Here is a 20,163-nt window from a genome sequence, read left to right as displayed (position 1 = left end):
GTCGCGACATAACTTAACTGGCCGACCGAACGCCGCCTCGTGGAACGGTGCCGCAACGAGCTTCCCCGGTGATCTCGCCCCCTCTGCTGATCTGGCGCACCCCGTCCGGTGAGCGCCGGGCCGCGTGGCTCTCGCAGCTCGTGCCTGCGCCGGCGCGGGCGGGCGCCGCCGACGACCGCACCACCGCCGCGGCCGCCGTCGCGCGCGCCAGCAGCGGGGAGGCCCTCGTGTACGAGGGCGATTATCACAATGCGCGACAGCTCCTCACCGCCATGGCGCGGCGGCTCGCCCGCCCCGACCAGGCCCCCTCCGGCGCCAGACGGCGCGGCCGCCCTGCGCCCGGCGCCCGGCGGCCCGCACTCCCGCTCACTCCCCCCACCCAGGACCTTGCGTCGGAGTTCCGGCGGGAGCGCGCGCTGAAGCGGCTCGAGCACGAGGTGCTCACCCGCCTCGTCGTACCGGTCGAGGCGGGCTGGCGCGTCGCGCTCCCCCGGGCGCCGGACGTGGCCTCCGCCTGCGAGGAGGCCCTCGGCCCCATGCCGCAGGGGCCCGGGCTCCTGCCGCTGCGGGAGCTGCTCGGGATCGTCGGGGCGCACGAGTGGCGGCGGCGCGGCGTCGAGGTGCGGGCCCTCGGCGCGCGCGTCCACCCGCGCTACGGCGTCTACGCTCCGGTGCGCGCCGAGTACGTGGACCTCGTCGCCGCCGCGGCCGCCGAGTGGCCGGTCGCGGGGAAGCGGGCCTACGACGTCGGCACCGGCACGGGCGTGCTGGCGCTCGTCCTCGCCCGCGCCGGCGCGCGGGTCGTCGCGACCGACGTCGAGCCCGCCGCGGTCGCGTGCGCCCGCGAGAACGCGGCGCGGCTCGGGCTCGCGGATCGCGTCGAGGTGGTGCAGGCGGATCTCTTCCCCGAGGACGGCGCGCCGGTCGAGCTCGTCGTCTCGAATCCGCCCTGGCTGCCCGCCGAGGCGGCCTCGCCCCTGGAGCGCGCGGTGTACGACCCCGGCGGCAGGTTCCTCGACCGGCTCCTCCGCACGCTGCCCGCGCGGCTCGCGCCGGGCGGCGAGGCCTGGATCGTCATCTCGGATCTCGCCGAGCGGCTCGGGCTCCGGCCCCCCGGCGCCGTCGAGGCGCTCGCCGTCGCCGCGGGGCTCGTGGTCCGCGACGTGCGCGAGACGCGCCCGGCGCATCCGCGGGTCCAGGATCGCGAGGACCCGCTCCACGCCGCGCGCGCGGCGGAGCGGACCCGCCTCTACCGGCTCGGCGCGGCGCCCCCGGGCTGAGCCCGGGTGGGCCGCGCGCCGCCCGTCAGGATGCCGGGTCGCGGCAGCGCGAGCGGCGGGGCGCGCAGCGCGAGGGGCTGCGGCCGCGCGGGCGTGGCGGCGAACGCGCGGAGCACACCCTCCACCGGCCGCCGCGGGGGAGCGCGCACCTCGAGGCCATAGCCGAGCCTGAACATGATCTGGGGCGCGCCGCGCTCCCCGATCGCCTCGCGCAGCCGGTGGCGCAGGTCGGGGAGCTCGATGACCTGGGAGAAGTACGACGCGTAGAGCCCGGCGCAGGTGGCGCGGAGCAGCACGCGCTGCAGCGCCTCGCCGGCGGCGATCCAGCCGGCCTCCGCGTCGTCCGGCGTGGACAGGACGAGCAGGGCCTTCGTCCCGATCGCCCGGCGCCGGTCGCGGTCCGCCTCCGCGCGGCCGGTCCCCGCGAAGCGCACGGCGAGCGGGTGCACGAAGGCGGCGGCGTCGCTCATGCCGTAGGAGTAGCCCGGCAGGCCGTCCTGGCGGCTCGACGAGTTGGAGCGCGTCCAGGCGGCGAGCTCGGCCCGGAACCTGCCGCTCGCCCACTGGAGCCGGTCGCCCTCGGCCACGATCTCCGACACCGCTCGCCGCTCGCGCTCCTCGACGACCCGCAGGGACACGTGCTCCCGGCGCGCCTCGCGGAGCAGCGCCGTGAGGAGGCCGTCCGGTGGCTCGCGGCCGTCGAGCGGGAGCCGGTTCGTGCGCCGCAGCGGGATGGCGCGGAACATGGCCTCGGCCTCCGGCGTGGACGCCCAGCGCTCCTCGAGCCGCACCCGCGCGACGAGGCCGTCCGCGCGATGGGCGGGCATGGTCTCGACCGACAGGGTGTGGCCGAAGTGCTGGGCGGCGACGCGCAGGTTCACGAGCGCCGCGCCGCACGCCATGAGGAGCTGCCGGCCATCGGGGTCTGCGGCGGGGAGCGCGCGCGAGGCGTCTGCGAAGACTCGGACCTCGTCCCCCTCGATCTCGAAGATCCAGGGCTGGGTGTTGTGGCGCGACGGCGCGAGCACCGCGTAGCGGAGCAGTGACCGCAGGCGATCCGCGGCCCCGTCGCCCTCGCGGAACCCTCCCTCCGCGGGGTGCCCCGCGTGCTCCCTGCGCATTTGACGCTCCGCGTCAGCCCGGAGCCGGGCTGGTGATACTGTGGCTATGCCCGCGCCCTGCCCCGCGCGAGTCCCCTGCCGGGCGACTCCGCCGGCGGTACGCCCGCGCCGCGCCGGATCGCGTGGTAGACCACCCGAGGAGGCCCGATCCTGAACGACATCCTCGTCGAGCTCGCCATCGTCCTCGCCCTCGTGCTGGCGAACGGCGTCTTCTCCGGCGCCGAGATCGCGGTGCTCTCGATCCGAAGGACGCGGCTCGCCCAGCTCGTCGAGGAGGGCAGCGCGGCCGCGCGCGCGGTGAGGAAGCTGCGCGACCGGCCGGAGCAGTTCCTCGCGACGGTGCAGGTCGGCATCACGGTCATCGGCGCCACCGCGGCCGCGTTCGGCGGCGCCTCGCTCGCGCGGAGGATCGCCCCCGCGATCGCCACCCTCCCCGGCCTCGCGCACTACGCGGAGGCGATCGCGCTGGGCCTCGTCGTCGCCGCCGTCTCCTACCTGTCCCTCGTGCTCGGCGAGCTCGTCCCCAAGTCCATCGCGCTGCGGGCGGCCGAGCGCTACGGCCTCGCCATCGCCCGGCCGCTCCTCGGGATCGCGCAGGTCGCCCGGCCGCTCGTGTGGGTCCTGACGCAGTCCTCGAACCTGCTCCTCCGGCCGTTCGGTGATCGGACCACCTTCACGGAGTCGCGCCTGTCCGCCGAGGAGCTCGAGCAGCTCGTCGACGAGGCCGGCCGGGCGGGGGCGCTCGACGCTCCGACCGCCGAGATCGCCTCGCGCGCGCTGGCCTTCCGCGATCTCACGGCGGGGGACGTGATGGTGCCGCGGAGCCGGGTGGTCGCGCTGCCGCGGGACGCGTCGCAGGAGGACCTGAAGCGAATGCTCCTCGAGGAGGGGCACTCGCGCATGCCCGTGTTCGACGGCACCCTCGACAACCTGATCGGCTACGTGATGGCGAAGGACCTCGCCGCGATGGCGTGGGAGCGGCAGCTCATCGTCCTCGACGACCTCCTCCGCCCGGTGCACTTCGTCCCGGAGGCGGCCAAGGCGGTCCACGTGCTGCGCGACCTCCAGCGCCGCCGCACGCAGATCGCCGCGGTGGTGGACGAGCACGGCGGCATCGCGGGGCTCCTCACCCTCGAGGACCTCGTCGAGGAGCTCGTCGGCGACATCTTCGGCGAGACGGAGGAGCCCGAGGCGCTCTGGCACACCGAGGCGGACGGCGCCGCGCTCGTCCGCGGCGAGGCGCCCATCCGCGAGGTGAACCGCGGCCTCGCGCTCGACCTCCCGGAGGGCGAGGACTACACGACCGTCGCCGGCCTGTGCATCGCGCTCGCCGGCGCCGTACCCGAGCGCGGCGCGCGGCTGCGCACCGACGACGGGACCGAGATCGAGATCGTCGAGGCGTCGCCGCGGCTGGTGCGGCTCGTGCGGATCCGGCCGAAGGCGCCGAGCAGCGAGGAGGACGAGGCGGCCGGAGAGTAGGCGGCCGGAGAGTAGGCGGCCGGGGAATAGGGTCGCGTCGCCTACCCGGCGCCGAGCGCCCTCAGCTCCGGCGTCTCCGCCCGCAGCCGGCCGCGGGCGATCGCCCAGCGGAGCGTGTCCTTCACCATCTCGTCGAAGGGCCGGATCCCGTAGCCCAGCTCGCGCTCCGCCTTCGCGCTCGACACGAACGTGTAGAGCGCGGCGGCGCGGACGAGCTCGCGGGTCATCGCGGCCTGGCCGCCGCCGAGGCGGGCGAAGAGCTCCTGCAACCCCGCCGCGGCGAGCGCGGCGGCGAGCGGGATACGCGGCGGCGCCTTGACGCCGGACAGCTCGGCGACCCGGGTGACGAGCTCGCTCACGCGCAGGTTGTGGCCGCCGAGGACGTAGGTCTCGCCGGGCCTCCCGCGCAGGAGCGCCGCCACGTGACCGCGCGCGACGTCGCGCACGTCGCAGAACGACGCGCCGCCCTCCACGTAGGCGGGGATGCGCCGCCGCACGAGCGCCACGACCGTCGCCGCGGACGAGCCGTGCACGTCGCCGGGCCCGAGCACGTAGGCGGGGCGCACGACCACGACGGGGAGCCCGCGGGCGGCGAGCGCGAGCGCGACCTGCTCGCCGCGGAGCTTCGAGACGAAGTACGGGATGCCGAGCGCCTCGGCGTTGCCGGCGGAGGTCTCGTCGGCGATCCGCGCGTCGCGGGTCCCCCCGAGCACCGCGGTGGACGAGGTGAGCACCGCGCGCGCGACCCCGGACTCCCTCGCGGCCCCCAGCACGACCTCGACGGAGCGCGCGTTCGCCGCCATGAGCGCGTCGGGCGAGGCGCGGAAGCCGGCGAGGCCGGCGGTGTGGACCACGGCGTCACAGCCGTCGAGCGCGGCCCGGACCGCCTCCGGATCGAGCGCGTCGCCGCGCGCGAGCTCCAGGGGCGCGGCATCGCCCTCCGGCGAGGCGAGGGCCTCCAGCCCCGAGGTGTCGGAGCGCTCCCGCGCCAGCGCACGGACCGCGTGCCCGCTCGCGAGGAGCTCGCGGGCGACGGCGCCTCCGAGGAACCCCGTGGCGCCGGTCAGGAGGACGCGCATCGCGCGCTGGACGGCGGCGCCGAGTGGCGCTCGATCGTGTCGAGCAGCACGCCCAGCTCGAACGGCTTCGAGAGATAGCCGTTGACCCGAGGGAGCGGCATCGCGGGGGTGGACGCCGCCGCGGTCATGAGGACGATGGGGATGTCGCGCAGCGTCGCGTCCTCGCGCAGCGCGTCGATGAGCTGCGCGCCGTTCATGACCGGCATCACCAGATCCACCACGATGAGGTCGGGGGGCGCCGCGTCGCGGAGCCAGCGAAGCGCCTCCTTGCCGTTCTCGACCGGCGCGACGGCGTAGCCCTCGGAGACGAGGCACTCGGCCACGCTGTCTCTGATGCCGTCGTCGTCCTCGACGAGGAGGATGGAGCGGTTCATGTTCATGGGTCGGGACGGGCAGTTATACCCTGCCCCCCGAGGGGACGGCCGGCTCCGATGGGGAACCGTGCACTGGAGCAGGCGATCGGCGCCCCACCCGGTGACACGCCGGCGTCAGCGGGACGGTGGCTCAGATCTCGAGCGTGCTCCCCGGCTGCGTCTCGAAGATCGGAACGGCGGGCGCGCCTCCGATCGGCGGGTGGCCCGGTGGGAGCCTGGGCGCGGCGGGAGAATGCCCGAGCGGCTCCTGGGACGCGCTCTCACCCGCCGGCCCGCCGCAGCCGTGCACCGCCCGGAGCTCGCCCACCATCGCCTCGAACCGTTCGCGGGCGTTCGCGTCGCCGCCGTGCAGGGCAGCGAAGTACTCCCGGGCGAGCTCGGGGTCCTGCAGCATCCGGGCTGCCGTGAGCCCGGAGCACAGGTCGGTCTCCGTGCCGTGTGAGCGGCGGGCGGAACCGATCACGACCCCGAGGGCCAAGGCCGCGACGACGACGGCAAAGCGCTTCATGACCCCTCCCGGGCGAGGGGAAACCCCACCCCCTGGAGATCGATGTAAGCGCGACCCTGTCTCGCAGCCCGGCTGCACGTGCGCCCGGTAGGGGCTCGGCTTTGCACGCTCCGTGCGTTCGCGGACGAACCGGACGCGGATCGCGACTCACGAAACTGTCGCTTCAGGGGCGGAAGCGTCGCTCGATGCGGTGGCGGAGGTGGTCGAGCAGCGCCTCGGGCGAGGTGCCGCAGGACGGATCCACCGCGAGGCGAAGCTTCGCGCCGGGCGCCACCGGCGCGTCGGCGGAGAGCACCCCGCCGCGGGACGTGCCGAGCGACAGCGCCTCGCCGGGAACGTCGGCGCCGTACTGGACGAGGTACAGCTCGGCGAAGCGGCGGAGCAGCTCTCCGGCGGTCAGCCGCTCGCGCTCTGCCGGCAGCATCTGGAACCCGATCGCCGTGCCGGCGAGCTGCGCGGTCACCTCCGCGACGAGCCCGAGCCTGAGGGCGTGCGGCGCGAGCGCCTCGAGCCCGTCGAGCTCGCCGTATCGCCAGTAGCTCCGCAGGATGGCGCCGCAGCCGGGGCAGACGACGCCATGGCGCTCGTCGAGCCCGCGGGTGCGAAGGAGGTGCTGCGCCGGACCGCTCGCGCCGCAGCCCGCGCAGGCCTCGGCCGGCCCGAGCGTGGCGAGCACCGCGCGCGCGAGCGCCGCGACCTGCTCGCGCTCGAGCGCGATGCGGACGCCTGCGAGGAGCTCCGCCTCGGCGAGCTGGACGCCCGCCAGGACCTCCTCGCCGTGGGCGCGCGCGCCGAGCACGAGGTGCCGCGGTAGCCGCGCGAGCGCGCGCGCGAGCTCGGGCGCGTCGGGCAGCGCCGGACGCAGCCGCTCCCATGCCGCGCTCCAGCCGTCGGCCCGCGCGATCGCGTCCGGCGGCCGTCCCCCCGCCTCCTCCGCGAAGAACGCGAGGAGCGTCAGCGCCGCCTCGGCCGGCGCCGCCTGCGCCGCATCCTCGAGCTTGCGCGCGAGGTCGCGCGCCGCGGGCGTGGCGCGCTGCCGCTCGAGCCGCGCCGCGCCCATCCGCACGAGGCCGCCCTCCGCCAGCGGGTCGAACGCCCGCCGCGCACCGGTCGGTCCGCGTCTCTCGATCTTCGTCATGAACGCCGTCCTCGCGCGCGCGACCGCGCGCGCCGCCGTGCCCAGCAGCCCGAGGCGGACCAGCGCGTCCGCGTACGCCGCGCGCGCCTCGTCCGCGAGCTCGACGTGCGTCTCTCCGAGGAGGTCCCCGCCCGCCTGCGCGCGGCGGCGCGACTCGGCGAGGAGCCGCGCCGTGTCGCTCCGCAGGAGCCGCTCCCGTTCGCGCCCGAGCGCCGCGCGGATCCGCTCGAGCGCGCTCGCTCGCCGGTCGAGGTGGGCGCGCCGCTCCTCGGGCGAGACGTCCGGGTCGAGCTCTCCCGCGCCGAGCCGCTCCGCCATCAGCTCGAGCGTGGCGAGATCGCCCGCCTCGTAGGCCGCGTTCGCGCGCGCCATGAGCTCGCCGAGCCGCTCGCGCGCGCCGTCCTCCTGCGCGAGGTCCGGGTGGAGCAGGCGAGCGAGGCTCCGGTGCAGCCGCTTCAGCGCGAGCGCCTCGGGCTCGAGCATCGCGGCTGCCTCCTCCGCGTCCCCCCCGTCACCGCCCTCGCCCTCGCGCTCGGCTTCGTCCTCCGCCTCGGAGCGCCGCGCCCGGGCGGCGCGCGCCGCCGCTGCGGCCACGGGGAGCGGGCCGCCGGAGCGTCGCGCCCCCGCCTGCGGCGCGGCCGCGCCGCCGTCACGGAGCTCGCCCTCGAGCACGGCGAGCCGGCCCTCGAGGGCCTGGATGCGCCGGACCAGCCGCTCGGCGGCGTGGAGCTCCTGGAAGGCCTCTCCGAGCGACCGCTCGTAGGCGCGCGCGAAGTCGGCGAGCGTGGCCGAGAGCGCCTCGACCTCGAGGTCGAGCGCGGTCACCTCCTCGAGCGTCGAGCGGAGCCGCGCCTCGGCGGCGAGCGTGGCCGGGTCGGGGGCGGGCCGCCCGACGTGCACCAGCGCCGAGCGCGCCCGCGAGTCGCCCATCGGCGACCGTTCTATCACCGGCCGGCGCCGGCCGCGAACCGCCCGGCCTCGCTCGCCGGCCCGGGGCGCCGGGACAGCTGCCACGCGCCGTAGGCGACGAGCACGATCACGGCGTACTGCGCGGGCGTGAGCCCGAGGTAGCGCGCGTCCGCGTAGGCCACGTCGCGCGCGCGAAGGAAGTCGAGCAGGAAGCGGGCGAGGCCGTACACCACCGCGAGGAGACCGAGCAGCCGGCCGCGCAGGATCCCGCGCCGGTGGAGCACCCACAGCACCGCGGCGAGCGACAGCAGCACGATGGCCTCGTAGAGGCCGAGGTCGTGGCGCCCGCCGTCCGGGAAGCGCACCGCCAGGAAGAAGTCGCTGTGGATGCCTGGGTGGTCGTGCACCGTGAAGCAGCCGACGCGAGCGATGCCCCAGCCCGGCGCGACGCCGAGCGCGAACGCGTCCCCGTAGTCGTGGAAGCGGATCTTCTTGCGCCGGAAGTAGAAGGCCGCGGCGAGGACGCCGCCGAGGAGCCCTCCCATCGACGAGAGGCCCTCCCAGAACTTGAGGATGCGCCAGGGGTCCTCGAGCTCCTCCGGGTGGTAGAAGAAGAGGTGCACGAAGTGCCCGGCGAGGACCCCCGTGAGCACCCCGACCACCGCGAAGTCCAGGATGACCTGAGGGTTCCTGCCGGTCTCGCCGGCGCCGCGCGCGGCGAGCTTCACCGCGGCGAGGATCCCGAGCGCGGACAGCACGCCGAAGGACTGGATGGTGAAGGGACCGAGCGACAGGCTCGGCAACTCGAACCACGGGATGAGGGCGAGCGGCATCGGGCCCGTGTTTACGACCGACCACTCGCCCGGCCAAGAGAAAATGCTGACCCCTCCCTCCCCCTGACGGACGCGGCCGCTCGGTGGCCTCCGCCAGCGGGCCCTCCGCGCCGCCCGAGCCCCCGGGCGCGTCCCGCGCGATTGTGGCGCCCCGCCGCGCCCCGCCGCGGTGGCGTCCCGAGCCCGCGCGTGCGCTATGAGCGCAGGGGGGGAGCGAGGGCATGGCGGAGATCCCGGAAGGCCTGCGCGAGCTCGCGGCGACGCTCTTCCCGGGCGCAGCGCTCGAGGCGGTCGAGCCGCTCGCGGCGGACGCGGCGGGCGGCGAGGCGGAGAAGGCGATCGGCTACGGCGAGCCGCTGCGCGTCACGGTCCGCCTCCCGGACGGCGCGCGCCGCCGGTTCGTCTTCCGGACGCAGCGCGCCGACGCCTTCGGCCACGACCGCCGGGCGGACCGCCTCGAGGGTGCGCTCCTCTCCCACGAGCTCTTCAACGCGCTCCCCGCCCACGTCCGCGCGCTCGACGTCGGGGTGGCGAAGGCGGACGGGCGCTTCCTCTCGCTCTCCGGGACCGGCGAGCCCTACCTCGTCACCGACTTCGCGGAGGGCGCGCTGTATGCGGAGGACCTGCGGCGCCTCGCGCGCGGAGGCGCCGCGCTGCCGCTCGACCTCGCGCGCGCGGACGCGCTCGCGGACTACCTCGCCGCGCTGCACGGGGAGAAGCTCGACGACCCGATCGCGTGGCGGCGCGCGGTGCGCGATCTGGTGGGGCACGGCGAGGGGATCTTCGGGATGGTGGACGGCTATCCGCCCGCGGTGCCCGCCGCGCCGCCCGAGCGGCTCCGGGCGATCGAGGAGCGCTGCCTCGCCTGGCGCTGGCGGCTCCGCGAGCGGCCCGCGCGCCTCGCCCGCACCCACGGCGACTTCCACCCCTTCAACATCGTGTTCCGCCCGCCCGGCGCCGGCGAGGACGGCTCGGGCTTCGCGCTCCTCGACGCCTCCCGCGGCGGCAAGGGCGACCCCGCCGACGACGTCGTCGCGCTGGCGGTGAACTACCCGTTCTTCGCGCTCGATCACCCCGGCGCCTGGCGCGCGCTCGGCCTGCTGTGGCGCCGCTTCTGGGGCCGCTACCTCGGCGCGAGCGGCGACGCAGCGGTGCTCGAGAGCGCGCCGCCCTACCTCGCCTGGCGGGCGCTCGTGCTCGCCTCGCCGCGCTTCTACCCGCGCCTCACCGCCGCCTCGCGCGACGCCCTCCTCGGCCTCGCCGAGCGCGCCCTCGACGCCGGGCGGCTCGACCTCGACGCGCCGGCGGCGCTCTTCCCGGAGGACGGGGCGTGACGCACGGGCCCGGCGGCGGGGCGGTCGTGTGGGTGACGGGGCTCCCCTCGTCGGGCAAGTCCACCTTCGCGCGCCGCCTTCGGGCGCGGCTCGCCGCCCGGGGGCGGCCCGCGGCGCTCCTCGACGGGGACGCGGTCCGCGCCGCGCTGCACCCGGCGCCCGGCTACGAGCCGGCCGCGAGGGCGGCGTTCTACGAGACGCTCGGCGATCTCGCGCTGCTGCTCGCGGCGGACGGGCTCGTCGCGGTCGTGGCCGCCACCGCGAGCCGGCGCGCCTTCCGCGACCGCGTGCGCGCGCGAGCGCCCCGCTTCGTCGAGGTCCACCTGGCGGTGCCCGCGGAGCTCTGCGCCGCGCGCGATCCGAAGGGCCTGTGGGCGCGCGCCCGGGCGGGCGAGGCGCCGGAGCTCCCCGGCGCCGGCCGCGCGTACGAGCCGCCCGTCGCGCCGGAGGTGGTCGCGACGGGCGGTGAGGACGACGCCGCGCTCGAGGCCGCGCTGGCGGCGCTCGGGTGAGACTCATCATCAGAGCTCGATCCCGACCCCTCCGACGACGCCGAAGGTCGTGCCGCCGGCCTCGTAGGTCGAGCGCGTCGTGGTTGCGCCGCCCGAGGACGGCACCGCGACGTCCTTCTTCACGAGATCCCAGCGCGCGAACGGCGCGCCGGAGAGGACGAGGCGCGTCGGGCCGAGCGGCAGGCGCAGGGAGAGCGTGGGGCGGACGCCGACGTAGGGCAGCCAGACCGACTGCGCGTCGGTGCCGATGTTCGTGATGCGGTGCCCGCCGAGCTCGCCGAGGAAGTCCACGCGGACGAGGTCGGTGACGTCCCACTTGAAGCCGACGAGCGGCGTGAGGACGAAGCTGTCCGTCGCCTCGCGGAACGAGCCCTCGTACAGCGCGCCCACGTCGAGCCAGCCGAGGCGGAGGAGCGCGGAGGCGCCGTACGTGTCGAGGTTGCCGTCGAGCGTGTCCCGATCGAGCGTCTCCACGCCGTGCTTCAGCCCGAGCACGTCGTAGCGGGAGGCGCCGCCCCAGACGCCGAGCGTGAGGGACCAGCCCGAGTTGGGGGCGGTGTCGGCGGCCGCGAGGCGAGGCCCCGCGAGGGCGAGGGCAGCGGCGATGATGAAGAGGCGGGGGGTGCGCATGAGCCACTCCTGTCGTCGAAGAACCACGATGTCGTCCGTCCCGGTCAGCTCCGCTCGCAGGGCGGCGGCGCCTCCGGGGCGTGATCCCGCCCATTCGACGGGATGGGCAGGCGTGGAGCAAGAACCGCACCGCCGCGCCCGGTTCGGCGGCGGGCCCGCGGCGCCGCTCTGCTATCCTCGCCCACATGGTCGCTCTCGATCCGGTCACGTTCGTCCGCTCGACCCCGCCGTTCGACGGGCTCCCGCAGGACGCGTTCGACCACGCTGCGCGCGCCATCGAGATCGTGTTCCACCCGGCCGGCACGCGGCTCCTCACCCGCGGCGGGGAGCCCTCGCAGCACCTGTACGTGATCCGCAAGGGGGCGGTCCGACTCGAGCGCGAGGGCCAGACCGTGCAGCTCCTCGAGGAGGGCGAGATCTTCGGCTTCACCTCGCTCATCTCGGGCGAGGCGACGCTCGACGTGACCGTCGAGGAGGATCTGCTCGCCTACCGCCTGCCCCAGTCGGAGTTCGAGAAGCTGCTCGCGCACGCGGCCTTCGCGGGCCACTTCGCCTCGGGGCTCGCCGAGCGCCTCCGCAACAGCCTCGAGCGCTCGCAGGTGGCGAGCTTCCAGCCCGACCTCGGCGTCCCCGTCGCGACCCTGCTACGCGGCCGCGGGCCCGTGCGCGTCCCGGCGACCGCCACGGTGGGCGAGGCGGCGCGGGTCATGGCCGAGCGGTGCGTGGGGTCGGCGCTCGTGGACTCGGATCCGCCGGGCATCGTGACGGATCGTGACTTCGGGCGTCGCGTGCTCGCGATGGGACGCGGCCCCGAGACGCCCGTGGTCGAGGTCGCGAGCGCGCCGCTCCGCACCGTGCCGGCGGAGACGCCGGTGTACGAGGCGTGGCGCATCCTCCTCGACTCGGGGGTGCACCACCTCCCGGTCACGCGGGGCGGAGAGATCACAGGCGTGCTCTCGTCCACCGACCTCCTGCGCTTCACCGCGGCGGGACCCGTGGCGGTGATGCGCAGCGTCGAGCGGCTCGCGAGCCGGGAGGCGCTGCCGGGGTACGGGGCGCGCGTCGCGGAGATGGCGTCGGCGCTGTTCGCGGGCGGGCTCGAGCCGATCGTGATCGGCGGGTTCGTGGCGCGCCTCAACGACACGCTCCTCGCCCGCATCCTCCGCATGGCCGAGGCCGACCTCGGCGCGCCCCCGACGCCCTACACCTGGCTCGCCTTCGGCTCCGAGGGGCGCATGGAGCAGACGCTCCTCACCGATCAGGACAACGCGCTCGTCTACGGTGAGGACACGCCGGCCGCCCGCGCCTACTTCGCGCGCTTCGCCGAGCGCGCCATCGCGGACCTGCAGGCGGCCGGGTTCCCCCGCTGCCCGGGCGGCTACATGGCGACGCGCTGGCAGGGCCCGCTCGAGGAGTGGCGCGAGCGGTTCCGCGGCTGGCTCGAGAAGCCCACCCCCACCGCGCTCCTCGAGGCGTCGATCTTCTTCGACTTCCGGCCCGTGTACGGCGGCCTCGACGTGTCGATGCTCCACGCGCTCGCGGGCCGGGCGGCCGGCGCGCGCACCTTCCTCTCCGCCATGGCGAAGAGCGCCCTCACCTTCCGGCCGCCGGGCGGGCTCGTGCTCCGGATCCGCGGCGACGCCTCGAAGGTGGACCTCAAGCTGAAGGGCATCAGCTCGATCGTCTTCCTGGCCCGCGTCTACGGCCTCGAGGCCGGAGCGCGCACGTCCAACACGCTCGGCCGCCTGCGCGCCGCCTGCGAGGCGGGGCTCATCGCGAAGGACACGCTCGAGAACCTCTCGGAGGCGTACGGGTTCCTCCTGCGGCTGCGCCTGCGCGAGCAGCTCCGGATGATCGCCGAGGGCCGCCCGCCCGTGAACGTCGTCTCGATCGCCGATCTGTCCTCGCTGGAGCGCAGCCGGCTCCGCGACACGTTCCGCGCGATCGAGGACTGGCAGGAGCGGGCGGCCTACCACTACCGCACCGACATGTTCTGACCCGGCGCACGATCCCGGGCCTGCGTCGGGGGTGCTCGCTCCTCGCGGCCGCGGCGTACGGAGGCAGTCTCAGGATTCGAACACATTTTCGGCTGCTCTAACCGAGGGAGCGGCTTCGGTCGGCCGAGCGGCGCACCGCGCGCTCCGGCTGGGCATCGACGGGTCAGCACGCGCGCGCCGGGAACGCTCCGGGCGGAGCACTGCGGGCGACAGAGCGGTGAGCGTCACCGGCGGGGGCGCAGGGGTTCGGAAGCCCGGAAGTACGCGAGCGGCGAGTCGACGCTCTAGCCACGCGGCCATTGCGAGTTCAACCCCGGTTCGCCGGAGGTTCGGCCAGCTCCGTCGCGGCCGCGAATCAGGGCGCCCACATGCCCAGCTGCCTGACGGGACGCAGCGGCGCCACGTCAGCGCGCGAGAGCGACGATGGCCCGTCGCCCGCGTCGCGGCGGAAGCGATCCATGTGCTCGCGCCCGAAGGTGCTCTCTGCGTGAAGCAGGTCGTGAGCTCGGCAGGCGAGCCGAAGATTCTCGATCGTGGACGGCCCCCCGAGGGCGGCGGGCTGGATGTGGTCGAGCTCGAGCTTCCAGCGGCTGTTGCAGCGGCAGCCGTCCGGGCCCACCCAGGCGCAGCGCCCGCCATCGCGCGTCCACACCGCGCGGCGCACTATCGCCGGGATCGTGGTCCTCGCAGCCGGCGGCTTCGCCGCGGTCTTCTTCGTCGCGGCGGCCTTCGTCGTCCCGGCCTGCTTCACTTCCTTCGTCTTCCGCTTCGACGCGACAGCGCCTTTGCGCTTGCCGTGCTTTTCGATCGCGCAGCGGATCGCCTCGTGGAGCACCGCCGCGAGGTCGCCGTCCGGGACCTTGTGCGACAGAAGCGACCGGAGCGTCTCGAGGTCCTCCTTGCAGGCGCGGTCGAGGGTGACACGGAGCGACCAGTGGCTCTCCGAGACGGCGAGCGTCTCGGCCCGTCGCTTCGGCTGCGCGACGGGGGGCGGGGGCGCCGGCAGCGCGCCGGCCGCGGGTCCCGGTTCGAGGGTCGGCTTCGCGGTGCCGCGCTCGGTCGTCGTCTCAGCCTGCCCTGCATCGGAAGCTGGGAGCTGCAGCGCCGCGCTTCCCGCGGTGGGCGCGCGTTCGGTGAGCTTGCGGAGGCCAGCACGCGGAGCGGTGCGCGCCTGGACGGAGACGACGAGGTGCTCGACCTCGGTCCGGGTCCGGAAGGCGGCGCGAGGGAGGAGGTCGTCCACGTTTTCCTCGGTGAGCACCTGGCCGAGGAGCGCGACAGTGGAAAGGCAGAGACGGCCATCGCGGAGTGGAGCTTCCAGTGTCGGAAAGCGGCGCAGCACGCGCATCGCCTGGATGCGCCGGCCGGCGGCGCCCTCGCGGAGGTGGAGCGCCTCCAAACAGTACGCCCAGAGGGACGCATGGCCGACCTCGACGAAGGCGCGGCGCCGATCAAACTCGTCGAGGTGCAGGAGGAAGTCGACCTGAACGTTTCGTTCCTCTCCGGCGAGCTCGCGCAGGCGGATCGCGAGCGCGTTCGATTCGAGAGCAGCGGGGGCGAGCGCAGACATGGGTGTGCACCTCCAGTACACCCTTCGTAACACGCGATTTCCGGAGCTCCGGAGACGCTCCAGGCTCGCGCCTGCGCGGCGTTCTCCGCTGCGCCCTCGTCGGAGCCTCAAACCGATGGGCGCGCGCTTCCCGCGCGAGGTACGTGCGCGAGAGCGACCCTCCCGCGCCTACTCATATGCCGAGCGCGACCGAGGCGAGAAGGCGTCAATGGGAAATGTCTCACCCACCGCATCTGGGACGTCTTGCCTCGTCGCGAGAAGAGCCGCGGCACCGGCCGGCACTACCGCTGGCGATAGTTGTCACCCAAGGTGAATACGGTCGACCTTCCGCGACGCTCCAGGGCGTGCTTCGGGGCGAGCTGCGGAGGCGCCTTCGAGAAGTCCGCGAGCTCCCCGCGCGAAGTCACGCCGTCGCTGGGCCGGTTCGACCACGACGAGACGCTCGCCTGCTCCGCCGCCTTCCCGCGTTCATCGGGGTCGAGCACGAGCGCGTGCGCCGACCCCGTCGATGCCCCGAATCCGTCATGCGCACGGAAGCCGTGGTCGAAACACCCGCCGCTCGTCCGGCGAGTACCCGAACTTGTGACGAATGATGAGACGGAAGCAGTACGCCTCGCCGCTCGTCGCTGCGCTTCCCCGTCTCGGCTCCGGTCTCGTGCGCCTTGCGTCCAGGCCGGGCGCGACGACGACCGGAGCCGAGGCGCGCCCGCAGCCCGAGGTCAGTGCATCGTGGGCGTCTCGCCGTGCTCTCCGCCGGCCGCCGGGCGGCGCGCCTCGGCGGTGCGGTCGAGCTGCCGCAGGATGGCGGCGGAGAACGCGGCCAGGTCGCCGGGGTTGCGGGAGGTGATGAGGTTCCCGTCCTCCACCACCTCGCGGTCCACCCAGCGCGCGCCGGCGTTGATGAGGTCGGTCTTGAGCGACGGCCAGGAGGTGACGGTCCGGCCGTCGATCGCGTCGGCCTCGACGAGCATCCACGGGCCGTGGCACACGGCGGCGACCGGCTTCCCCGCCACGAACATGTCGCGCGTGAGCCGCACCATGTCGAGGCTCGTGCGGAGGTGATCCGGCGAGTAGCCGCCGGGGACGACGAGCGCGGCGAACTCCTCGGCGCGGACGTCCTTCGCCGCCCGCTCGACCGTCACCTTCTCCTTCTTCTGCTTGCCCTCGAGCTTCTTTCCCTGCTCGAGCCCGACGATGACCACCTCGTGCCCGGCCTCGCGGAGCCGGTCGTACGGCACGCGGAGCTCCGAGTCCTCGAACATGTCGTCCACGATGAAGGCGATGCGAGCCATGTGTTCCCCCGGGGTTCAACCGGAGACGTTTCGCACGCCGGGGGCCCTCGCCAACCGCCGCGGACACGACGCTCACGCGAAGGCCGCGCGGAGAGGGGCGCCGGAGGTGCCGGAGCCCGCGAGAGGCCTGACGAGGAGGCGGGCCGCCGTCGCCCGTGTCGGGCGACACGACGGCGGGCGCGGCGCATGCTAGGAACGGGCTCGTGCTCTGGCCCTCGCCGCCCTGGGACGGCATCACCTACTGGGCGCTCGACCTCGAGACCGGCGGGCTCGACGTGAAGTCCGATCCCATCCTCGCCGTCGGGATGGTCCCGATCCGGGCGGGCGCGATCCGGCTCGGGGAGGCCTACGCGACGCTCGTCCGCCCCGCGGCGACGGAGGGAATCCGGCCGGACTCGATGCGGGCGCACCACCTCGTCCCGCACGACGTACGCGAGGCCCCCCCGCTCGAGGAGGTGCTGAGGGAGGTCGATCGCCGGCTCGGCGAGGGGGCGCTCCTCGTGCACAACGCGGCGGTGGACGTCCGCTTCCTCCGCCGCGCCTACCGCAGCGCGGGGATGCGCTGGCCGGGGCCGCCCGTGGTGGACACCGTCGCGCTCCTGCTCAAGGCCGCGCGCCGGGCGCGCTTCGTGGATCCGGACGCGCCCGAGATCGAGCCGGAGCTGAACCTCGCCGCCGCGCGGCGCCGCGTCCACCTGCCGGAGTACGGCACGCACGACGCGCTCATGGACGCCGTCTCCGCGGCCGAGCTGTTCCTCGTCCTGCGCCGCCGCCTCGCGGCGAAGACGCTGCGCGACCTCCGCTGAGGCGAGCAGGTCAGTGCGCGAGCAGCGCCGCGAAGAGGAGCGTCACCGCCGCGAGCGTCACCGCCCACTCCTCCCACTCGGACGCGGCGGGGCGCGGCACGGCCAGGGCGAGGGCGCGGGGAGAGGTCGGGTGGCGTCGCATCGGTGTCTACCTCCGGGCGAGCGAGCGCGCGCCCGCCTCCCTGAGAGGTAGCCGGGGCCCCGCGCGGGCGCAACCGCCCCCTCGGGCCGGGTCACCGCCGCGAGGCGCACGATGGTGTCGCGCATCGTTAGTCCGAGGACAGATCCGCGCGCAGGGCCTCGCGCTGCTCCACCTCGAGCGGCGCCTCGACGGTGAAGCCGGGCAGATCCGCGCCCGCCGCGACGGGCACCTCTCCCCCGACGTCGAACTTGAGGTACTGCACGGAGGACAGCCGGTCGTCGCCGATCTGGCGCGGATCGAAGCGGGGGCGGATCTTTCGGCCGTCGGCGAGCTTCAGGTACAGGTGGCGGGGCAGGTCCAGCCACTCGCGCAGCCTGCGGTCGCGCTCGGCGGGCTCGGGGAGCTCGATGAGCAGGGACACCCCGAGCTCGCCCTTCCCGCCGAGCAGCTCGTTGTAGGTCTCGAGCTCGTGCCGGATGTCCTCCTCGCGCGTCATCCGCTCGGCCCGGATCATCTCCTGCACCTGGTAGCGGACGGTGGCGGCGTTCTCGAAGAGGAAGGTGAGCACGCCGCCGACGTGCACGCGCCGGCGCCGCTTCGCCTCGATGATCCCGGGGCGGAGCTCCGCCCGCGAGCGCTCGTAGGTGGAGACGTCGAGGAGCTCCTCGCGCCGCACCGGCCTCATCGCGTGCCTCCCTCGCCGCCCTCGCCGAAGCCGTCGTCGCGATAGGCGCGCGCGAGCAGCGACAGCGGGTGGAGCGGCTTCTTCCCCGCGTGCTGCTCGAACTGCAGCGCCGCGAGGGGGCAGTCCGTGGCCCAGGTCGTGGCCTCCGCGGCCTTCATGCCGTCGAACGCCTTCCTGCCGATCCGCTGCGACGGCTCGAACCCCTCGACCGTCAGCGCGAAGGTGCCGTCGTGCCCGCAGCACTCCATCACCGTGGCGGTCACGGTGACGCCGGGGATCTTGCGGAGGAGGTCACGGCCCTTGAAGCCCACCCCCTGCGCGCGCAGGTGGCACGGCGCGTGATAGGCGACCTTTCCGCCGGGGGGCGCGGAGCGGAACGCCGTCGAGAACCGCTCCTCGTTGCGGATCGACCAGAGGTACTCGGAGACGTCCATGACCGCGGGCGCGAGCCGCTCCGCGCGCCCCCGGTCGGCGCCCTCGAGCAGGTGGGGCCACTCGCGGCGCATCATCATCGAGCAGGTCGGGTTCACCACGAGCACCTTCGCGCCCCGCTCGACGTACGGCATGAGCAGCTCGAGATCGCGGTGCGCCTGGCGCCGGAGCGCCTCGAGGTCGCCGTGCTCCCACGCGGGCATCCCGCAGCAGACGAGCCCCTTCACGACGCGCACGTCCACGCCGCAGCGCCGGAGCACGAAGAGCGCGTCCTTGCCGATGTCCGGCTCGTTGTGCTGCACGAAGCAGGTCTGGAACAGCACCGCCTCGCCGCCCGGCTCCGCCTTCACGTAGCCTTGGCCCTCGGCCCACCGGTCGAACGGCTGGGCCGCGAAGTCGGGGAGCTTCTTGTCGCGGTGGATCCCGACCGTCTTCTCCATGAGCACGCGCAGGGGCCGCGAGCGGTTCGCGGCGTTCGCCGCGCCGAGGGACAGCCGCGCCAGGCGCCCGGCGCCGTCCGGATCGTTGAGCACGCGCTGGCGGAGCGTGCGCGGCTTGCCCCGCTGGTGGACGCCGCGGTAGCGGTGGACGAGGGCGGGGAAGTCGAGCTGGAACTCGTGGCCGTCCCGCGGCGTGTACGGGCACTGCACCTCGCAGAGCTTGCACTGGAAGCACGCGTCCATCACGTGCGCGACGTCGCCCGCGCCGAGCGCGTGCACGTCGCCGTCGTACTTCTGGTCGAGGAGGGTGAACAGGCGCGGGAAGCTGTCGCAGTACTTGAAGCACATGCGGCAGCCGTGACAGATCTCGAAGGCGCGGCGGACCTCCCCCTCGAGCGCCGCCCGGTCCCAGTACCTCGCCTCGGACGGATCGTAGGAGAGCCCCGGCGTGGGCTGGTACGAGATCCTCTTCGGCTGCTCGGGCGTGGTCATGGCGGCGGTTTTCTCCGGGGCGGCTCGACGCGGAACGACCCGGCGCACGCCCGCGAAGGGGGCGCGCCGGGTCGCGGTCGGAGCGTGCGCGCCCTCAGCTGATGCTCTTCAGCATCTTGTCGAAGCGGCCGGCGTGAGACTTCTCGGCCTTCGCGAGCGTCTCGAACCAGTCGGCCGCCTCGGTGAAGCCCTCGTCACGCGCGGTCTTCGCGAAGCCCGGGTACATGTCGGTGTACTCGTGCGTCTCGCCCGCGATGGCGGCCTTGAGGTTCGTCGCCGTGTCGCCCATCGGCAGGCCGGTGGCGGGATCGCCGACCGCCTTCAGGAAGTCGAGGTGACCGTGCGCGTGGCCGGTCTCGCCCTCCGCGGTCTCGCGGAAGTTCATGGCGACCTCCGGGTAGCCCTCCACGTCGGCGATCTTCGCGAAGTACAGGTAGCGGCGGTTCGCCTGGGACTCCCCCGCGAACGCGTCCTTGAGGTTCTGCTCGGTCTTGCTGCCCTTGAGGTTCGCCATGGTGTCTCCTCGCCTCCGAGGCGATGGGGGACGCTCGAGATCCGGCCCGCGGGGTGCGGGCGTCGGGCGAGCGGAATCGGTGAGGGAACCTATCGGAGCGACGTGGGATTGCATCGCCCCCGGTGGGTGGCCAGCGTGAGGATCGATCAGGAGGGTGCGATGTCCGAGCGCAGGGATCCGATGTTCGATCGCGAGCTCGCGCGTCGGCGCGAGAACGAGAAGAAGGACCTCGACGTGGAGAGCCGGCACGGGGAACGGCCGCTGGAGGGGCTGTCTCCGGAGGGCGCGGGGACGACCTGGACGTCGGACCAGGACGAGCGCGAGGCGGAGCGCGTCCACGGTCACGACGAGGAGCGCTCGCGGGAGGCCTCGCGCCTGCAGATCCCCGAGCACCCCGGCGATCCGCTGCCGGAGGGGTAGGCGTTCACCGTCGGTGGACGGGGGGTCCCTCCCCCGCGGCGCGCCGGGCGGCGGCCGCGGCGCCGAGCGCGAGGAGCAGCGCCGCCACGGCGAGGGCCACCCCGCTCTGCACGGCGGGGGCGACGAGGCCCAGGCCGAGCCCGCCCGCGAGGGCGAGCGCGAGCCGCGCGAGCCCG

Annotated in this window: 20 protein-coding genes; 7 read left to right on the top strand and 13 right to left on the bottom strand. The window is 74.9% G+C overall.

What is annotated here, in order from left to right:
* Nucleotides 1-68 precede the first annotated feature (68 nt).
* Nucleotides 69-1,280, top strand: coding sequence for a methyltransferase (locus MNY60_RS04470; protein WP_242360098.1), 1,212 nt, complete (start codon nt 69-71; stop codon nt 1,278-1,280).
* Here MNY60_RS04470 and MNY60_RS04465 read toward each other — a convergent pair.
* Entirely contained in the window at nt 1,250-2,401 is a 1,152-nt protein-coding gene (locus tag MNY60_RS04465) for a hypothetical protein (RefSeq protein WP_242341010.1), read from the bottom strand. The genes MNY60_RS04470 and MNY60_RS04465 overlap by 31 nt on opposite strands.
* Before the next feature lie 177 nt (nt 2,402-2,578).
* Between MNY60_RS04465 and MNY60_RS04460 the strand changes: the two genes are divergently transcribed.
* Nucleotides 2,579-3,880 carry a hemolysin family protein gene (locus tag MNY60_RS04460; protein WP_308197039.1) on the top strand — a complete coding sequence of 434 codons (1,302 nt, stop codon included), beginning with the start codon at nt 2,579-2,581 and terminating at the stop codon, nt 3,878-3,880.
* A gap of 41 nt (nt 3,881-3,921) precedes the next feature.
* On the opposite strand, the gene MNY60_RS04455 is transcribed toward MNY60_RS04460, so the two are convergent.
* The 5 genes from MNY60_RS04455 to MNY60_RS04435 form a co-directional block, all read right to left on the bottom strand.
* Nucleotides 3,922-4,959: an NAD-dependent epimerase/dehydratase family protein gene (locus MNY60_RS04455; RefSeq protein WP_242360097.1), complete on the bottom strand. Its 1,038-nt coding sequence runs from the start codon at nt 4,957-4,959 to the stop codon at nt 3,922-3,924.
* Nucleotides 4,944-5,333 carry a response regulator gene (locus tag MNY60_RS04450; RefSeq protein ID WP_242341007.1) on the bottom strand — a complete coding sequence of 130 codons (390 nt, stop codon included), beginning with the start codon at nt 5,331-5,333 and terminating at the stop codon, nt 4,944-4,946. The genes MNY60_RS04455 and MNY60_RS04450 overlap by 16 nt, the downstream gene beginning before the upstream one ends.
* A 130-nt stretch (nt 5,334-5,463) precedes the next feature.
* Nucleotides 5,464-5,841, bottom strand: coding sequence for a hypothetical protein (locus MNY60_RS04445; RefSeq protein ID WP_242341006.1), 378 nt, complete (start codon nt 5,839-5,841; stop codon nt 5,464-5,466).
* 163 nt (nt 5,842-6,004) lie between these two features.
* Nucleotides 6,005-7,909, bottom strand: a complete 1,905-nt coding sequence (locus tag MNY60_RS04440) for a molecular chaperone DnaJ (RefSeq protein ID WP_242360096.1) — start codon at nt 7,907-7,909, stop codon at nt 6,005-6,007.
* 14 nt (nt 7,910-7,923) lie between these two features.
* The gene (locus MNY60_RS04435; protein WP_242360095.1) at nt 7,924-8,721 is read right to left on the bottom strand and encodes a prolipoprotein diacylglyceryl transferase; all 798 of its coding nucleotides are present in this window, start codon (nt 8,719-8,721) and stop codon (nt 7,924-7,926) included.
* Nucleotides 8,722-8,942: 221 nt separating this feature from the next.
* Here MNY60_RS04435 and MNY60_RS04430 point away from each other — a divergent pair, with 221 nt between their 5' ends.
* Both MNY60_RS04430 and MNY60_RS04425 read left to right on the top strand, forming a co-directional pair.
* Nucleotides 8,943-10,055 (top strand): phosphotransferase, encoded by a 1,113-nt coding sequence (locus tag MNY60_RS04430; RefSeq protein ID WP_242360094.1) that lies wholly within the window; start codon nt 8,943-8,945, stop codon nt 10,053-10,055.
* A complete protein-coding gene (locus MNY60_RS04425; RefSeq protein ID WP_242341002.1) occupies nt 10,052-10,567 on the top strand; it encodes an adenylyl-sulfate kinase in 516 nt (171 codons plus the stop codon). The genes MNY60_RS04430 and MNY60_RS04425 overlap by 4 nt, the downstream gene beginning before the upstream one ends.
* A 9-nt stretch (nt 10,568-10,576) precedes the next feature.
* Here MNY60_RS04425 and MNY60_RS04420 read toward each other — a convergent pair whose 3' ends face one another.
* Nucleotides 10,577-11,197 carry a hypothetical protein gene (locus MNY60_RS04420; RefSeq protein ID WP_242341001.1) on the bottom strand — a complete coding sequence of 207 codons (621 nt, stop codon included), beginning with the start codon at nt 11,195-11,197 and terminating at the stop codon, nt 10,577-10,579.
* Nucleotides 11,198-11,382: 185 nt separating this feature from the next.
* Between MNY60_RS04420 and MNY60_RS04415 the strand changes: the two genes are divergently transcribed.
* Nucleotides 11,383-13,194 (top strand): DUF294 nucleotidyltransferase-like domain-containing protein, encoded by a 1,812-nt coding sequence (locus MNY60_RS04415; protein ID WP_242341000.1) that lies wholly within the window; start codon nt 11,383-11,385, stop codon nt 13,192-13,194.
* Nucleotides 13,195-13,549: 355 nt separating this feature from the next.
* On the opposite strand, the gene MNY60_RS04410 is transcribed toward MNY60_RS04415, so the two are convergent.
* Both MNY60_RS04410 and MNY60_RS04405 read right to left on the bottom strand, forming a co-directional pair.
* Nucleotides 13,550-14,764: an HNH endonuclease gene (locus tag MNY60_RS04410; RefSeq protein ID WP_242360093.1), complete on the bottom strand. Its 1,215-nt coding sequence runs from the start codon at nt 14,762-14,764 to the stop codon at nt 13,550-13,552.
* A gap of 719 nt (nt 14,765-15,483) precedes the next feature.
* A complete protein-coding gene (locus MNY60_RS04405; protein WP_242341444.1) occupies nt 15,484-16,056 on the bottom strand; it encodes a type 1 glutamine amidotransferase domain-containing protein in 573 nt (190 codons plus the stop codon).
* A gap of 203 nt (nt 16,057-16,259) precedes the next feature.
* On the opposite strand from MNY60_RS04405, the gene MNY60_RS04400 reads away from it, so the two are divergent.
* Complete coding sequence (locus MNY60_RS04400; RefSeq protein ID WP_242360092.1) at nt 16,260-16,862, top strand: 3'-5' exonuclease; 603 nt, start codon at nt 16,260-16,262, stop codon at nt 16,860-16,862.
* A 10-nt stretch (nt 16,863-16,872) separates the two neighbouring features.
* Here the strand turns inward: MNY60_RS04400 and MNY60_RS23645 are convergent, their stop codons facing one another.
* The 4 genes from MNY60_RS23645 to MNY60_RS04385 form a co-directional block, all read right to left on the bottom strand.
* Nucleotides 16,873-17,004, bottom strand: coding sequence for a hypothetical protein (locus tag MNY60_RS23645; RefSeq protein ID WP_255840998.1), 132 nt, complete (start codon nt 17,002-17,004; stop codon nt 16,873-16,875).
* Nucleotides 17,005-17,131: 127 nt separating this feature from the next.
* Nucleotides 17,132-17,689, bottom strand: a complete 558-nt coding sequence (locus MNY60_RS04395) for a DUF3501 family protein (protein ID WP_242341446.1) — start codon at nt 17,687-17,689, stop codon at nt 17,132-17,134.
* On the bottom strand, nt 17,686-19,053 hold the full coding sequence (locus MNY60_RS04390) for a heterodisulfide reductase-related iron-sulfur binding cluster (protein ID WP_242360091.1): 1,368 nt from the start codon (nt 19,051-19,053) through the stop codon (nt 17,686-17,688). The genes MNY60_RS04395 and MNY60_RS04390 overlap by 4 nt, the downstream gene beginning before the upstream one ends.
* A 94-nt stretch (nt 19,054-19,147) precedes the next feature.
* Nucleotides 19,148-19,567 carry a rubrerythrin family protein gene (locus MNY60_RS04385; protein WP_242341448.1) on the bottom strand — a complete coding sequence of 140 codons (420 nt, stop codon included), beginning with the start codon at nt 19,565-19,567 and terminating at the stop codon, nt 19,148-19,150.
* A 159-nt stretch (nt 19,568-19,726) separates the two neighbouring features.
* On the opposite strand from MNY60_RS04385, the gene MNY60_RS04380 reads away from it, so the two are divergent.
* Entirely contained in the window at nt 19,727-19,987 is a 261-nt protein-coding gene (locus tag MNY60_RS04380) for a hypothetical protein (RefSeq protein ID WP_242360090.1), read from the top strand.
* Nucleotides 19,988-20,163: the final 176 nt, after the last annotated feature.

Source organism: Anaeromyxobacter sp. SG17 (assembly GCF_022690695.1).
In the GTDB taxonomy this organism is placed as follows: Bacteria; Myxococcota; Myxococcia; order Myxococcales; family Anaeromyxobacteraceae; genus Anaeromyxobacter; species Anaeromyxobacter soli.
Note: the sequence above shows the minus strand (reverse complement) of the source record. Positions and strands in the feature narration are given on the sequence as shown.

Bases quoted from the DNA above. Each gene is read 5' to 3' on its own strand.
- MNY60_RS04390 (WP_242360091.1), bottom strand. From the start codon at position 19,053: ATGACCACGCCCGAGCAGCCGAAGAGGATCTCGTACCAGCCCACGCCG.
- MNY60_RS04395 (WP_242341446.1), bottom strand. From the start codon at position 17,689: ATGAGGCCGGTGCGGCGCGAGGAGCTCCTCGACGTCTCCACCTACGAG.
- MNY60_RS04450 (WP_242341007.1), bottom strand. From the start codon at position 5,333: ATGAACCGCTCCATCCTCCTCGTCGAGGACGACGACGGCATCAGAGAC.
- MNY60_RS04445 (WP_242341006.1), bottom strand. From the start codon at position 5,841: ATGAAGCGCTTTGCCGTCGTCGTCGCGGCCTTGGCCCTCGGGGTCGTG.
- MNY60_RS04420 (WP_242341001.1), bottom strand. From the start codon at position 11,197: ATGCGCACCCCCCGCCTCTTCATCATCGCCGCTGCCCTCGCCCTCGCG.
- MNY60_RS04415 (WP_242341000.1), top strand. From the start codon at position 11,383: ATGGTCGCTCTCGATCCGGTCACGTTCGTCCGCTCGACCCCGCCGTTC.
- MNY60_RS04465 (WP_242341010.1), bottom strand. From the start codon at position 2,401: ATGCGCAGGGAGCACGCGGGGCACCCCGCGGAGGGAGGGTTCCGCGAG.
- MNY60_RS04430 (WP_242360094.1), top strand. From the start codon at position 8,943: ATGGCGGAGATCCCGGAAGGCCTGCGCGAGCTCGCGGCGACGCTCTTC.
- MNY60_RS04380 (WP_242360090.1), top strand. From the start codon at position 19,727: ATGTCCGAGCGCAGGGATCCGATGTTCGATCGCGAGCTCGCGCGTCGG.
- MNY60_RS04410 (WP_242360093.1), bottom strand. From the start codon at position 14,764: ATGTCTGCGCTCGCCCCCGCTGCTCTCGAATCGAACGCGCTCGCGATC.
- MNY60_RS04440 (WP_242360096.1), bottom strand. From the start codon at position 7,909: ATGGGCGACTCGCGGGCGCGCTCGGCGCTGGTGCACGTCGGGCGGCCC.
- MNY60_RS04435 (WP_242360095.1), bottom strand. From the start codon at position 8,721: ATGCCGCTCGCCCTCATCCCGTGGTTCGAGTTGCCGAGCCTGTCGCTC.
- MNY60_RS04385 (WP_242341448.1), bottom strand. From the start codon at position 19,567: ATGGCGAACCTCAAGGGCAGCAAGACCGAGCAGAACCTCAAGGACGCG.
- MNY60_RS23645 (WP_255840998.1), bottom strand. From the start codon at position 17,004: ATGCGACGCCACCCGACCTCTCCCCGCGCCCTCGCCCTGGCCGTGCCG.
- MNY60_RS04455 (WP_242360097.1), bottom strand. From the start codon at position 4,959: ATGCGCGTCCTCCTGACCGGCGCCACGGGGTTCCTCGGAGGCGCCGTC.
- MNY60_RS04405 (WP_242341444.1), bottom strand. From the start codon at position 16,056: ATGGCTCGCATCGCCTTCATCGTGGACGACATGTTCGAGGACTCGGAG.